This window comes from Actinomadura sp. NPDC048032, from assembly GCF_040653175.1.
In the GTDB taxonomy this organism is placed as follows: domain Bacteria; phylum Actinomycetota; class Actinomycetes; order Streptosporangiales; family Streptosporangiaceae; genus Spirillospora; species Spirillospora verrucosospora.
Map to the genome: position 1 here is coordinate 1 of NZ_JBEZJP010000054.1, position 13,604 is coordinate 13,604.

Consider the following 13,604-nt stretch of genomic DNA (forward strand, 5'->3'; position numbering starts at 1 on the left):
GGTAGCGGGCGGGGGGCCTGCGCGCGCGACCCGGTCGAGGACGGATCAGAAGGGCAGCTCCGCGGGCGGCTTCGGCTTGGCGTCGGTCCAGCCCGCCGAGCGGACGGCCTGGTACTCGATGACGAAGCCCGGCTTCATCCGCGCGTACGGGCCGCCCGGCCGGGTCAGCACGTACTGCCGGGACAGCAGCGCGCCGGTCCGCTCGTCGAAGACGATCGTCTGGCGGGCGCGGTAGGTCCCCTGCTCGGCCTTCGGCGTGCCGTACTCCGCGGTGATCGTGACATCGCGCTCCCCGGCCGCCAGCGCGACCCCCCGGCGGCCCAGCGGGTCCGTGACGTGGCCGATCGCGTGGATGCCCGGCTGCGCGGCCAGCGCCTTCATCAGGCCCGCCCGCACCTTCGGCGGGAGCGGGGTGCCGAGCAGCCCGGACACCCGCATGATCTTGAGGGTGGCGGTCTGGGCGGGGCCCATGCGCAGCGCCTCGGCCTTCGCCTTCTTGGATTTCGGGTTCAGGCCCGCGGCCCGCCCCATCGCGTCGTCGTCGAGGAACATCGCGGCGAGCCTGGCCGGGTCGGTCGGCAGGTTCCGCAGCTCCTCAACCGACTTGTCCAGGAACACCCCGCCGCCCTCCGGGTCGACGCCGACCTCGGGGCCCTCCGACCGCCACTTCGTCGCCTTGGTGCTGTAGGTGTAGTAGTGGTCGTTGGACCAGACGCGGATGTTCGACGGCGACCCGGCCTTGCGCCACAGCGCCTCGTCCGCCGGGGTCTGCGGACGCGCCGGCAGGTCGCGGCTGTAGTACGCCTCGCCCATCCCCTTCTTCGCGCCGGTCCAGTTGAACGTCTCGTCGTGCGCGCCGAAGATCGCGTACGTGCCCGTCCGCGCCCGCACCACGTAGGCCTGACCGCTGAGCCTCTCCGCGGACCAGTAGTTGCCCGTCGGCTGCTCGGCGGCCCTGTCCGCCGCCACCAGCACCGCCTGCCTGCCCAGGTCGACGGAGGCGGGCGGCGCGTCCGGCGGCGAACCCGGGGAGCCCTGGCCGGTGGCCACGATGGCGACGGCCGCCGCCGCCCCGGCCGCGACGAGCCCCGCGCCCAGGTGGAGCGACCGGCCGAAGCGCCGCCGCCCCGCCCCGGAGGGCCGGACGTGCCTCCCGCCCGGCGCCATCGCCTCCTCCAGCCGGGCCAGCGCCCGCGCCGACGCCTCTGCCGACGGGGGCGGCGGCTCCCCCAGCAGCCGCCGGACCCGGGCCGTCTCGTTCATGTCGATCTCGTTCACGCGGGCGTCTCCTCAACGATCAGCGCGGGATGGGTTCCGCCGAGCGACTCCCTCAGGCGGCGCCGGGCGCGGTGCAGGCGGGACGCGACGGTGCCCGTCTTGAGGCCGAGCGCCTGCCCGACCTCCTCGTAGGTCAGGTCGGCCAGGGCCACCAGCAGCAGGACGTCCCGGTCGCCGCGCGGCAGCCGGGCCAGCGCGTCGGCGAGGTCCGCGCCCGCCCCGCCGGCGGTGACGCGCGCCGTGACCCGGTCCTCGTGGCCGTCCTGGACGTGCTCGGCGGGGGTGCGCGCCAGCGCCCGGTAGCGGCGGCCCTCCGCGCGCCGGTGCAGCCCGATCAGCCGCGTCGCGATCCCGTACAGCCACGGGCGGACCGTCCCCCGGTCGGGGTCGAAACGGCCGCGCTTGTTGAACGCGGCGAGGAAGGTCTCGGCGGCGATGTCGTCCGCCGCGTCGACGCCGAGGCGCCGCGCCGCGTACCCGTGGATCGCGGAGAAGTGCCGGTGGAAGATCTCCGCGAACGCGGCGGGATCGCGCCGCGACCGGACGATCGCCGCCGCGTCCGAGGCGTCGGAGCCGGACGCGCCCGGCTCCGCACCGGACCGGGACCCGGGGTCCGGCGGGTGGTGGTGGGCCATGGAGTGATCCTCGTCGTCGGGGGGAGTGCTCGGTCACCCCGCTCTCAACCGATCCCCCGATCACCCTTCACACGCGCACGCGCCCCCCGCCCGGACGACCGGACGAGAGGCGCGTGCGGCCCTTTCGCGGCGCGGCTACCGGACGCGGTAGGCGCGGATGACGCGCTGGTCGACGCCGCTGCCGCCCGCGTCCTGCGCGGTGACGCGCAGCGAGACGGCCTGCCCCTTGACGGGCGCCGGGAGCGGCGCGGCGAACCGCCCGCCGCCGAGTGGCCTCACCTGGACGTCCTGCCAGGTCCCGCCGTCGTCAACGGACGTCCGGAAGCGCAGCCCGGTGACCTCGGCCCGGCCGGAGCCCGCCATCCGCGCGACGGTGAACACGGCGGGCTCACCGGACGGCTGGTTGCGCAGGTCGAGGTTCAGGTCGTAGTCGACGAGCAGGAGCGGGAGGTTGGCGCTCCTGCCGCCGCGCGGCTCGCGGGAGCGGAACGTCCAGGACGTCGACGTGCGGGTCGACACCGGGAGGATCGCCGACGCGTCGTTGTCGTACGTCAGCCGGTAGTCCGCCTCGCCGGACGGGACGGTGAACTCCCCGAACGGGCCGTCCTTCTCGCCCACCTTCTGGTCGTCGGCGAACAGCGCCATGTGCCCCTTCACCTCGTGCATGGCGCAGTCGAAGCCGTCCGGGCGGGTCTGGAGGTCGACGATCGCGACGCGCATGCTCTGCCCGGTGCGGGCCGCGGGGTAGCGGGCGCAGCCGCTGGGCGTGACGCCGGTGCCCGAGTAGGGTCCGGGGCGCAGCGGCTGGAGGCCCCAGCGGGCGGAGACCCGCTCGCCCGGCTCCAGCTTGCCGAAGGGCCCTTGGTCCACCCAGAACTCCTCACCGAACTTGACGAACCCCTCGTCGCCCCACAGCATGCCGGGGACGGTCGAGACGTAGTCGGTCCGGGACGTCCCGGGCTTGACGTCGCCGGCCGCGTCGAAGGTCAGCAGGCCCTCCGGGCTGATGCCGTAGCGCTTCTCGCTCATGGGGATGCCCAGATCCCCGTCGAACGCGGCGAACTCCTGGTCGACGCGGGCCATCCGCTTGAGCTCGGCGCCGGTGACCACGTGCGCCGGGTCGGCGGGGATTCCGCCGCCCAGCGGGTGGACGACGTCGTAGACCGTGCCGGGCGCGGTCAGCCGGTGGTTGGTGTACGCGCTGAACGTCCCGGTCTGGACGCCGCCCATCGGCTGGGCGTACACGGGCGCGTTCGCGGGATCGAAGGAGTAGGCGCTGAACCACCACAGCCCCTGGCCGGCGTCGCGGACCATGTCCGCGGACATCATCGTCTGCTCGGTCTCGACGCCCTCGACGCGCGCGCCGACCCGCACGGCGGCGGCGCCGTCGAGCGTGACGGTCGCGGGCCCTCCGACGACCACCTCGGGGTCGCCGGCGAGGGCCGAACGCCAGTCGCCGAAGTCGTCCACGTTGCCGAGGACCGCGTAGCGGCCGTCGGGGACGCGGACCTTCGCCGTTCCGGTGGCGTCGACCCACTCGGAGAACAGCGCCATGTCGGCCAGATTGACCACCGTCGCGGAGGCGGAGAAGTTCGCGGGGTCGGTGCCGGGCAGCGGCGTGGCCCTGATCGTGAGGTCGTGCGACGGGGGCTCGACGTAGAACGTCACGGGCGTTTCGAGGACGGCGCCGCCGCCCTTCGCCGTCACCACGGCCGTGTACAGGCCGGGACGGTCGGCGAGTTCGGCCGCGTTCACGGTCAGCGGGGCCTCGCCGGCGCCGCCCGCCGGGACGTCCACGGCCGCCGGGACGCTCGCCGCGCCGTCCGCCGCGTGCCCGCGGCGGTCGACGACCTTCACGCTCAACCGCAGGCGGACGGGGCCGGACGACTGGGACGTCCAGCCGAGCTTCGTCGACAGCGCGCCGTGCTGGGGGAACCGGGACGTGCCGAGATCGACGATGCTCTGCGCGGCGAGGACGGGGCTCTTCGCGGCCTCCCCGACGTCGAGGCGTCCGGCGCCGCGCTCGTAGGCGTCGCCGCCGGTCGCGGGGTCGGCCGTCCCGACGAGGGCGGCCTTGAGGCGGGCCGGCCCCCAGTCCGGGTGCCTCGCGGCGAGCAGCGCGGCGGCGCCGGCGACGTGCGGCGTGGCCATCGACGTCCCGGACGACTTCGTGTAGGCCGCCCCGGTCGGGGTGCCCATGGCGGTGCCCTCGGCGCGGGCGGCGACGATGTCGACGCCCGGCGCGACGATCTCCGGTTTGGCGGCGTGGCCGCGCGGCCCCCGGCTGGAGAACTCCGCGAGCCGGTCGCGGGCGTCGACCGCCCCGACGGTCAGCGCGGCGTCGGCCGTGCCGGGCGAACCGACCGACCCGACCAGGCCGTCGTTGCCGGCCGCGACGACGAACAGCGTCCCGTGCCGCCTCGTCAGGTCGTTCAGGGCCAGCGAGAGGGGGTCCGCGCCGTCGGTGGGGGCGCCGCCGAGGCTCATGTTGACGACGTCGGCGCGCGGCGCCGCCCACTCCATTCCGGCGATCACGCTGGAGTCGGTGCCGGAGCCCTCGTCGTCGAGGACCTTGCCGATCAGCAGGTCCGCGTCCGGGGCGACGCCCTTGCGCCGCCCGTCCGAGGCGGCGCCCGTCCCGGCGACGGTCGAGGCGACGTGCGTGCCGTGCCCGAACCGGTCGGCGGTGCCGGCCGACTCGGAGAAGTTCCTCGTCTCGGCGATGCGTCCCTTGAGGTCGGGGTGCCCGGCGTCCACGCCCGTGTCCAGGACGGCGACCTTCGCGCCCTTGCCGGTGTATCCGGCGCGCCAGGCCTCCGGCGCGCCGACCTGCCGCAGGTTGCGGTCGAGCCGCCCGGCGGCGGGGGCGGTCGGGGCGGTGTTCGCCTTGACCTTGCCGTCCAGCCAGATGTGCCGGATCCCGCCCGTCGCCTTCAGGGAGGGGCCTCGCAGCCCGGCCAGCGTCCTGCCGAGGGCGCTCGCGTCGCTCTTGGGCTGCCGCACGGCGACGGCGCCGATGCTCGGCAGGGTCCCGCGTCTTGTCGAGCGTCCCTCCGAGCGCCGACAGGGAGCGCGCGTCCTTGCCGCGCTGGACGATCAGCGGCAGGTCCTTGCTGCGGGCGTCGTCGTAGCCCTGCGCGACCAGGGCGGTCACGTCGAACAGCTCGGGGTCGATCAGCCGGCCGACCAGCCCGGCGACGTCGATCGGGACGACCACGACGTGCCCGTCCGGGCGGATCTCCTTGCGGAACGCGCGCTTCTCCCGCCCGGGTGCGGGGGTCACCGAGACGAGCGGGGGCCTGCCCCTGACCGTCCGGACGGCGACCACGTCCCCGGTCAGCAGGGTCACCTTCCAGGAACCGCGGGTGTCCAGGCCGCCCGAGGGGCTCGGCGCGGCGTGCGCGGGCGGCGGGACCGCGGCCAGCGCCCCGGCCGCCGTCAGGAGGCCGAGCAGGGCCCGGCTCCGGCGTCTGTGGGTCATCGAGTCTCCTCTGCCATCGCCGTCCCGCGATGGGACGGTCGATGTTGATCACCCGCAGAGGCCGATCGAGTTCACGGCCGGCGCCGGCGGGACCGCGCCGGGAACCGGAATAGGGCGCTCACTCGTCCTGTTGTAGAGGTCGTCAGCAAAGTTGAGTCCGGCCGACTCAAGTCATTTGACAAGGATGAGATCGCCGGGCAACCTAGCGGGCAGAAGACTCAACCGGCCGCGCCTCGGGGGCGACCGGGGCTGCGATACCACCGGATACGACGGAGGACGAGAAACATGGCACGTGCGGTCGGCATCGACCTCGGGACGACCAACTCGGTCGTCGCGATCCTGGAGGGCGGCGAGCCCACCGTCATCGCGAACGCGGAGGGGTCGCGGACCACGCCGTCCGTCGTCGCCTTCGCCAAGAACGGCGAGGTCCTGGTCGGCGAGGTCGCCAAGCGCCAGGCGGTGACCAACGTCGACAGGACGATCCGGTCGGTCAAGCGCGAGATGGGCACCGACTGGAAGACCAAGATCGACGACAAGGACTTCAACCCGCAGCAGATCAGCGCGTTCGTGCTGCAGAAGCTCAAGCGGGACGCCGAGTCCTACCTGGGCGAGACGGTCACCGACGCGGTCATCACCGTCCCCGCCTACTTCTCCGACCACCAGCGCCAGGCCACCAAGGAGGCCGGCCAGATCGCGGGCCTGAACGTCCTGCGCATCATCAACGAGCCGACCTCGGCGGCGCTGGCCTACCACCTGGAGAAGGAGAACGAGGCCACCATCCTGGTGTTCGACCTCGGCGGCGGCACGTTCGACGTGTCCCTGCTGGAGGTCGGCGACGGCGTGGTCGAGGTGAAGGCCACCAGCGGCGACAACCACCTGGGCGGCGACGACTGGGACAACAAGGTCGTCGACTGGCTGGTCGAGCGCTTCAAGAACGCCAACGGCGTCGACCTGTCCAAGGACAAGATGGCGCTGCAGCGGCTCCGCGAGGCCGCGGAGAAGGCCAAGATCGAGCTGTCCGGCTCGTCCGAGACGCAGATCAACCTGCCCTACATCACCGCGTCCGCCGAGGGCCCGCTGCACCTGGACGAGAAGCTCACCCGCGCCGAGTTCCAGCGGATGACCTCCGACCTCCTGGAGCGCACCAAGGCGCCGTTCCAGCAGGTGCTGAAGGACGCCGGCATCTCGGTGAACGAGATCAACCAGGTGGTCATGGTCGGCGGCTCCACCCGGATGCCCGCGGTATCCGAGCTGGTCAAGGAGCTGACCGGCGGCAAGGAGCCGAACAAGGGCGTCAACCCCGACGAGGTCGTCGCGATCGGCGCCAGCCTCCAGGCCGGCGTGCTCAAGGGCGAGGTCAAGGACGTCCTGCTGCTGGACGTGACCCCGCTGAGCCTCGGCATCGAGACCAAGGGCGGCATCTTCACCAAGATCATCGAGCGGAACACCACGATCCCGACCAAGCGGTCGGAGACGTTCACCACCGCCGACGACAACCAGCCGTCCGTGGAGATCCAGGTCTACCAGGGCGAGCGCGAGATCGCCGCGTACAACAAGAAGCTCGGCACCTTCCAGCTCACCGGTCTGCCGCCGGCGCCGCGCGGCGTCCCGCAGATCGAGGTCACCTTCGACATCGACGCCAACGGCATCGTGAACGTCAGCGCGAAGGACCAGGGCACCGGCCGCGAGCAGTCGATGGTCATCACGGGCGGCAGCGCGCTGCCCAAGGACGACATCGAGAAGATGATGCGCGACGCCGAGCAGTACGCCGAGGAGGACCGCCGGCGCAAGGAGGAGGCCGAGGTCCGCAACCAGGCCGACACCCTCGCGTACTCGACCGAGAAGTTCCTGCGGGAGAACGACGAGAAGGTCCCCGCGGAGCTGAAGACCGAGGTGAACGACGCGGTCGCCGAGGTCAAGAAGGCCCTGGAGGGCACCGACGTCGACGCGATCAAGGGCAGCGCCGAGAAGCTCGCGCAGGTGAGCCAGAAGATGGGCGCCGCGATGTACGCGCAGAACCCCGAGGGCGCCCAGGCCGGCGCCGAGGACCACGGGCCGACGGCCGGCGCCCAGGGCGGCCAGCCGCAGGACGACGAGGTCGTCGACGCCGAGATCGTCGACGAGGACAAGCCGAAGGAGGAGGGCCGATGACCGCAGCGAAGCGAGGATCTTCGGCCCTCCACCCCGGGGGTCTGGGGGGCGTCCCCCAGAAGGGTGGTGCGTCGTGACGTCCTCTCCCAACGGGGGCGAGGAGAAGGAGGGCCCGGTGATCCGCGACAAGCGGCGCATCGATCCCGAGACCGGGGAGGTCCGGGCGCAGGCGGGGGAGACCCCCGCGGCCCCGGAGGCCCCGGTGGACGGGGCCGGCGCCAAGGCCACGGGCGGGGAGGACTCCTCGCTGAAGACCCAGCTGGCGGAGCGGCTCGCCGACCTCCAGCGCCTGAAGGCGGAGTACGACAACTACCGCAAGCGCGTCGAGCGCGACCGGGTCGCCGTCCGCGAGCAGGCCCTCGGGCAGGTGCTGTCCGAGCTGCTCCCGGTGCTGGACGACATCGGCCGCGCCCGGGAGCACGAGGAGCTCACCGGCGGCTTCAAGTCCGTCGCGGAGAGCCTTGAGGCGGTCACCGGCAAGCTCGGCCTGGAGCGGTACGGGGAGAAGGGCGAGCCCTTCGACCCGGTCGTGCACGAGGCGCTGATGCACTCGCACTCGGCCGAGGTGACCGAGACGAGCGTCACCGACGTCCTGCAGCCCGGCTACCGGATCGGCGAGCGGGTCCTGCGGCCCGCCCGCGTGGCGGTGGCCGACCCCGCTCCGGACTCCGGAGCCGGGGAGTCCGGCGGCGGGCCGGACGAGGCGGACGACGAAACGAGCGAATGATCCCCACGGGGCCCGCCCGCGAGGGCGGGCCCCGCAGGGGCCCGAAGACATGTGGCATGTGGCGATAGCAGAAGGCGGGGCGCCGTGAGCACCAAGGACTACCTGGAGAAGGACTACTACAAGGTCCTCGGTGTCGCGAAGTCGGCCTCGCAGGAGGAGATCAAGAAGTCCTACCGGAAGCTGGCGCGCAAGTACCACCCGGACGCCAACAAGGGCGACGCCGAGGCCGAGGACCGCTTCAAGGAGGTCTCGGAGGCCTACGACGTCCTGTCGGACGAGAAGCGCCGCAAGGAGTACGACGCGGTGCGCTCGATGCCGGGCGGCTTCCGCGGCCAGCAGGGCGGCGGATTCGGGTTCGACCTCGGCGACCTGTTCGGCCAGACCGGCGGGACGCAGCCGGGCGGCGCCGGAGAGCGCATCGGCGACCTGTTCGGCGGCCTGTTCGGCGGCCGCGGCGGTGGTGGCACCCGCACGGCGGGGACGCGGCGCGCGCGGCGCGGCGCGGACGTCGAGACCGAGGTGACCCTGTCGTTCGGCCGCGCGATGAACGGCGTCACCGTTCCGATCAAGCTGACCAGCGAGGCGGCCTGCGACGGCTGCCGCGGGACGGGCGCCAAGGCCGGCACCGTGCCGCGGGTGTGCCCGAGCTGCGAGGGCACCGGGCACGAGACCCGCAACCTCGGCAACTTCGGCTTCCAGGAGCCGTGCAAGGAGTGCCGCGGACGGGGCCTCGTCGTGGACGACCCGTGCCCGATCTGCCACGGCAGCGGCCGCGCGACCGGCACGCGGACCATCCAGGCCCGCATCCCGGCGGGCGTCGCGGACGGGCAGAAGATCCGGCTGAAGGGCAAGGGCGCGCCCGGCGAGAACGGCGGCCCGGCCGGCGACCTGTACGTGAACATCAAGGTGCTGCCGCACCAGGTGTTCGGGCGCAGCGGCGACAACCTGACGCTGACCGTCCCGGTGACGTTCCCCGAGGCGGCGCTCGGCGGCGAGATCCGGGTGCCGACCTTCCAGGGGCAGCCCGTCACGCTGAAGCTGCCCGAGGGCACCCCGAACGGCCGCACGTTCCGCGTGAAGGGCCGGGGCGCGCCGCGGCGCGACGGCACGAAGGGCGACCTGCTGGTCACGGTCGACGTGCACGTCCCGCAGAAGCTCGACGAGCAGGCGCGCGAGGCGCTCGACCGGCTCCGGACGGCGGGCGCCGGCGAGGACCTGCGCGCGGACCTCCTCCAGCAGGCCAGACAGGAGTGATCTTCATGGATCCCTTCGGCGACGACACTCCGGTCTACGTGATCTCCGTGGCGGCGCAGCTGTCCGGACTGCACCCGCAGACGCTGCGCACCTACGACCGGATGGGCCTGGTGTCCCCCGGCCGGACGGCGGGCCGGGGACGCCGCTACTCGATGCGGGACATCGTGATGCTCCGCGAGATCCAGCGGCTCTCCCAGGAGGAGGGCATCAATCTGTCCGGCATCAAGCACATCCTGGAGCTGCAGCGCGACAACGTGCGGCTCCGCGAGGAGCTCGGCAAGGCGCACGCGGCGCTGGAGGACCTCGCGAACGAACTCGAATCGACCCGGGCGGTCGCGGCGCGGCTCGCGCAGCAGCGGCGGCACGGGGAGCCGGGCGGCACTCCCGGCGCCGACCTCGTGCCCATCAGGCGCACGAGCGTCGTGGTGTGGCACGAGCGCGACTCGGACTGAACAAAGGCAGTGCCGGGGGTCTGGGGGTTGTCCCCCAGATTGACAAGGCAGGGGTCTGGGGGTTGCCCCGGAAGGAAGAGCACGGGGTGGGGCGATGGACTACAAGCTGACGCAGAAGAGCCAGGAGGCGCTGTCGATCGCGGTCCGCAGGGCGGCGGCCGAGGGGCACCCCGAGGTGGACCCGCAGCACCTGCTGGTGGCCCTGATCGGGCTGCCGGACGGGACGGCGGTGCCGCTGCTGGAGGCGGTCGGCGCCGACTGGCAGGTGATCCGGCGGCGGGCGGAGGAGCAGCTCGCGGCGATGCCGAAGGCGCAGGGGTCGACGGTGGCGACGCCGCGGCTGTCCGGCCAGCTCCAGCGGTCGGTCAACACGGCGGCCAACCGGGCGCAGCAGCTGGAGGACGAGTACGTCTCGACCGAGCACCTGCTGGTCGGGCTGGCGGCGGACGGCGGTCCGGCGGCGGGCCTGCTGAAGGAGTTCGGCGCGACGCCCGAGGCGCTGCTGGAGGCGTTCGAGAAGGTGCGCGGCCACGCCCGCGTCACCAGCGAGAACCCCGAGGGCACCTACCAGTCGCTGGAGAAGTACGGCGTCGACCTGACGGCGGCGGCCCGCGACGGCCGGCTCGACCCGGTCATCGGCCGCGACCCGGAGATCCGCCGGGTGATCCAGGTGCTGTCGCGCCGGACGAAGAACAACCCGGTGCTGATCGGCGAGCCCGGCGTCGGCAAGACGGCCGTGGTGGAGGGCCTGGCCCAGCGGATCATCGCGGGCGACGTCCCCGAGTCGCTGCGCGGCAAGCGGCTGGTCTCGCTGGACCTCGGCGCGATGGTCGCGGGCGCGAAGTACCGCGGCGAGTTCGAGGAGCGGCTGAAGGCCGTCCTCAACGAGATCAGGAAGAGCGAGGGGCAGGTCGTCACGTTCATCGACGAGCTGCACACCGTCGTCGGGGCGGGCGCGGCCGAGGGCGCGATGGACGCCGGCAACATGCTGAAGCCGATGCTGGCCCGCGGCGAGCTGCGGATGATCGGCGCGACGACGCTGGACGAGTACCGGGAGCGGATCGAGAAGGACGCCGCCCTGGAGCGCCGGTTCCAGCAGGTGTTCGTCGGGGAGCCGACCGTCGAGGACACGATCGCGATCCTGCGCGGGCTGAAGGGCCGGTACGAGGCGCACCACAAGGTGCAGATCAACGACTCGGCGATGGTGGCGGCGGCGACGCTGTCCGACCGCTACATCACCTCCCGGTTCCTGCCGGACAAGGCGATCGACCTGGTGGACGAGGCCGCGTCCCGGCTGCGCATGGAGATCGACTCCCGGCCGGTCGAGGTCGACGAGCTGCAGCGCGCCGTCGACCGGCTGAAGATGGAGCAGATGAACCTGGAGAAGGAGACCGACGAGGCGTCCCGGCAGCGCCTCGAACGGCTCCGCGCCGACCTCGCCGACCGGCAGGAGCAGCTGAGCGGCCTGAACGCCCGCTGGGAGCGGGAGAAGGCGGAGCTGAACCGGGTCGGCGAGATCAAGGAGCGGATCGACCAGCTGCGCGGCGAGGCCGCGCGGGCCGAGCGCGACGGCGACCTGGAGACGTCCTCGCGGCTCGTCTACGGCGAGATCCCGGCGCTGGAGAAGCAGCTGGAGGAGGCGTCGGAGGCGACCGAGACCCGCGACACGATGGTCAAGGAGGAGGTCGGCCCGGACGACGTCGCCGACGTGGTCGCGTCCTGGACGGGCATCCCGGCGGGGCGGCTGCTCGAAGGCGAGACCGCGAAGCTGCTGCGCATGGAGGACGAGCTCGGCAGGCGGCTGATCGGCCAGGAGACCGCGGTCCGCACGGTGTCGGACGCGGTGCGCCGCGCCCGCGCGGGCATCTCCGACCCCGACCGGCCGACCGGCTCGTTCCTGTTCCTCGGCCCGACGGGCGTCGGCAAGACGGAGCTGGCGAAGGCGCTCGCGGAGTTCCTGTTCGACGACGAGCGGGCGATGACCCGCATCGACATGAGCGAGTACTCCGAGAAGCACAGCGTCGCCCGCCTGGTCGGCGCGCCGCCCGGATACATCGGCTACGAGGAGGGCGGCCAGCTCACCGAGGCCGTCCGGCGCCGCCCGTACTCGGTGGTCCTGCTGGACGAGGTGGAGAAGGCGCACCCGGAGGTCTTCGACATCCTGCTGCAGGTGCTGGACGACGGCCGCCTCACCGACGGCCAGGGCCGCACGGTCGACTTCCGCAACACGATCCTGATCCTCACCTCCAACATCGGGTCGCAGTTCCTCGTCGACCCGACGCTGGAGAACGGGGCCAAGCGGGAGGCGGTGTGGAACGCCGTCCGGAACTCGTTCAAGCCGGAGTTCCTCAACCGCCTGGACGACGTGATCCTGTTCGACGCCCTGTCGACCGACGAGCTGACCCGGATCGTCGACCTCCAGGTGGACCGGCTGGCCGACCGCCTCGCCGACCGGCAGCTCACGCTGCGGGTCACGCCCGCGGCCCGCGAGTGGCTGGCGCTGACCGGCTACGACCCGCTGTACGGCGCGCGGCCGCTGCGCCGGCTGGTGCAGACGGCGATCGGCGACCAGCTCGCCCGCGAGCTGCTGTCCGGTGAGGTCCGCGACGGCGACGAGGTGGTCGTCGACCTCGACGAGGCCGCCGACCGCCTGACCGTCCAGCCGTCGAGCGGCCTGAAGATGACGAAGTGACCGCGTGAAGGCGGCCCGGGGGTTCTCTCCCCAGGCCGCCTTCGCGTTCCGTCAGACCTCGAGGTTCTCCTCGATCTCGCGGAGGCGGTGGCGGGCGAGCGCCAGGTTGCCGCGGGCGCGGTCGAGCGCCATGTAGAGGAACAGCCCCTTGCCCTTGCGGCCGGTGACCGGCCGGATGACGTGGTACTGGCTGGAGATGCTGATGAGGATGTCCTCGATCTCCTCCTTGATGCCGAGCTGGTCCATCGTGCGGAGCTTGGCGCGCACCACCTCGGTGTTCCCGGCGGCCGCGACCTGCAGGTCGAGGGCCTTGGAACTGCCGAGCTGGCCGAGGGCCATCCCGCTGTTGTAGTCGACGACGGCGACGCCGATGGCCCCGTCGATCGTCATCATGTCCTTGAGCGCGAGATCGAGATTGGACATGGTGCTCCCCTTTCCTTGTCGTGTGCGCTTCGTTGTCGTGCGCTTCGTTGCGTGGCGCCGCGCCGTCAGGGGCGGCGCGCGCCCGTGAGGTGGGCGGCGATGGCGCGGGCGGCGGGCCGCGACTCCAGGTGGAGGCGGCCCACGTTGACGTCCGGGTCGGCGAGGACGGTGAGGGACGCGGTGGGTCCGGCGGCGTAGATGACCACGTAGCCGTCCACGCCGCGGATCACGACCTCGTGGAAGGCGCCGCCGTGCGCGGTCTGCGCGATCCGGTGGGCGAGGGACAGGCCCGTCGCCGTCACGGCCGCCATGCCGGCGGGCTCGACGGCCCCGGGCAGGTCGTGCGCGATGAGCAGCCCGTCCACCGAGGCCACGAGGCTCCCGTCGAGCCGCGGGACACGGGTCCGCAGCGACCTCAGCTCCGCCGCCACCGCCTGCTCCGTCGCGCGCACCGCAGCGGCCCCCGCGGCCGGTGCGCCCGGCGTGCCCGGTGCGCCCGCCGGGCCGGCCC

Annotated in this window: 10 protein-coding genes; 5 read left to right on the plus strand and 5 right to left on the minus strand. The window is 73.1% G+C overall.

Going from position 1 to position 13,604, the window contains the following annotated elements:
- Positions 1-45: 45 nt before the first annotated feature.
- The 3 genes from AB0C69_RS10425 to AB0C69_RS10435 all read right to left on the minus strand — a co-directional run bounded on the left by AB0C69_RS10425 (position 46) and on the right by AB0C69_RS10435 (position 4,916).
- Positions 46-1,278: a CU044_5270 family protein gene (locus tag AB0C69_RS10425; protein WP_360352326.1), complete on the minus strand. Its 1,233-nt coding sequence runs from the start codon at positions 1,276-1,278 to the stop codon at positions 46-48.
- Complete coding sequence (locus AB0C69_RS10430) at positions 1,275-1,913, minus strand: RNA polymerase sigma factor (protein ID WP_360352329.1); 639 nt, start codon at positions 1,911-1,913, stop codon at positions 1,275-1,277. Before AB0C69_RS10430 ends, AB0C69_RS10425 begins: the two co-directional genes overlap by 4 nt.
- A 135-nt stretch (positions 1,914-2,048) precedes the next feature.
- A complete protein-coding gene (locus AB0C69_RS10435; protein WP_360352332.1) occupies positions 2,049-4,916 on the minus strand; it encodes a S8 family serine peptidase in 2,868 nt (955 codons plus the stop codon).
- 763 nt (positions 4,917-5,679) lie between these two features.
- Between AB0C69_RS10435 and dnaK the strand changes: the two genes are divergently transcribed.
- The 5 genes from dnaK to clpB all read left to right on the plus strand — a co-directional run bounded on the left by dnaK (position 5,680) and on the right by clpB (position 12,670).
- On the plus strand, positions 5,680-7,545 hold the full coding sequence (dnaK, locus tag AB0C69_RS10440) for a molecular chaperone DnaK (protein WP_360352335.1): 1,866 nt from the start codon (positions 5,680-5,682) through the stop codon (positions 7,543-7,545).
- Positions 7,546-7,618: 73 nt separating this feature from the next.
- Positions 7,619-8,272, plus strand: a complete 654-nt coding sequence (gene grpE / locus AB0C69_RS10445; RefSeq protein WP_360352338.1) for a nucleotide exchange factor GrpE — start codon at positions 7,619-7,621, stop codon at positions 8,270-8,272.
- Between the two features lie 84 nt (positions 8,273-8,356).
- Positions 8,357-9,526: a molecular chaperone DnaJ gene (dnaJ, locus tag AB0C69_RS10450; RefSeq protein WP_360352341.1), complete on the plus strand. Its 1,170-nt coding sequence runs from the start codon at positions 8,357-8,359 to the stop codon at positions 9,524-9,526.
- Between the two features lie 5 nt (positions 9,527-9,531).
- Positions 9,532-9,978, plus strand: a complete 447-nt coding sequence (locus AB0C69_RS10455) for a helix-turn-helix transcriptional regulator (protein ID WP_360352344.1) — start codon at positions 9,532-9,534, stop codon at positions 9,976-9,978.
- Between the two features lie 94 nt (positions 9,979-10,072).
- Entirely contained in the window at positions 10,073-12,670 is a 2,598-nt protein-coding gene (clpB, locus tag AB0C69_RS10460; protein WP_345171336.1) for an ATP-dependent chaperone ClpB, read from the plus strand.
- A gap of 51 nt (positions 12,671-12,721) precedes the next feature.
- Here the strand turns inward: clpB and AB0C69_RS10465 are convergent, their stop codons facing one another.
- Both AB0C69_RS10465 and AB0C69_RS10470 read right to left on the minus strand, forming a co-directional pair.
- Complete coding sequence (locus tag AB0C69_RS10465) at positions 12,722-13,093, minus strand: hypothetical protein (RefSeq protein WP_345171338.1); 372 nt, start codon at positions 13,091-13,093, stop codon at positions 12,722-12,724.
- Between the two features lie 65 nt (positions 13,094-13,158).
- Entirely contained in the window at positions 13,159-13,545 is a 387-nt protein-coding gene (locus AB0C69_RS10470; RefSeq protein WP_360352348.1) for a roadblock/LC7 domain-containing protein, read from the minus strand.
- Between the last annotated feature and the right edge of the window lie 59 nt (positions 13,546-13,604).

Bases quoted from the DNA above. Each gene is read 5' to 3' on its own strand.
- AB0C69_RS10430 (WP_360352329.1), bottom strand. From the start codon at position 1,913: ATGGCCCACCACCACCCGCCGGACCCCGGGTCCCGGTCCGGTGCGGAG.
- dnaK (WP_360352335.1), top strand. From the start codon at position 5,680: ATGGCACGTGCGGTCGGCATCGACCTCGGGACGACCAACTCGGTCGTC.
- AB0C69_RS10465 (WP_345171338.1), bottom strand. From the start codon at position 13,093: ATGTCCAATCTCGATCTCGCGCTCAAGGACATGATGACGATCGACGGG.
- AB0C69_RS10455 (WP_360352344.1), top strand. From the start codon at position 9,532: ATGGATCCCTTCGGCGACGACACTCCGGTCTACGTGATCTCCGTGGCG.
- clpB (WP_345171336.1), top strand. From the start codon at position 10,073: ATGGACTACAAGCTGACGCAGAAGAGCCAGGAGGCGCTGTCGATCGCG.